The sequence below is a fragment of the Jeotgalibacillus marinus genome (assembly GCF_040801915.1).
GTDB classification, from domain to species: Bacteria; Bacillota; Bacilli; order Bacillales; family Jeotgalibacillaceae; genus Jeotgalibacillus; species Jeotgalibacillus marinus.
In genome coordinates, this window is the sequence record NZ_JBFMIA010000156.1 from 1 (window position 1) to 272 (window position 272).

A 272-nucleotide genomic window follows, 5' to 3' on the forward strand; every position below is an offset into this window, starting at 1 on the left:
GGCTCATGGAAGGGCGGAATCCGGCGGATTGCAGCGCATGGCGATACTCGGTCGAAGCATATTGGGTGCCGCGATCGGAATGATGGATCAAGCCGGCGCCAGGCCTTTGTCCCTTGATCGCCATTCGTAGGGCGGCAAGCGGCAATTCGGTGCGCAGATGGTCTTCCATCGCCCAGCCCACGATACGGCGGCTGTACAGATCCATGATGGCAGCCAGGTACAGCCATCCCTGGCCGGTCGGGACATAGGTTATGTCGGCGAGCCAGATCTGG

The 272-nt window shown here is 61.4% G+C and carries 1 protein-coding gene; it reads right to left on the reverse strand.

The annotated features are described in order from the left end of the window. Nucleotides 1–272, reverse strand: a 272-nt coding sequence (locus AB1471_RS17350) for a DDE-type integrase/transposase/recombinase (RefSeq protein WP_367780979.1), incomplete at both ends; no start/stop codon positions are given.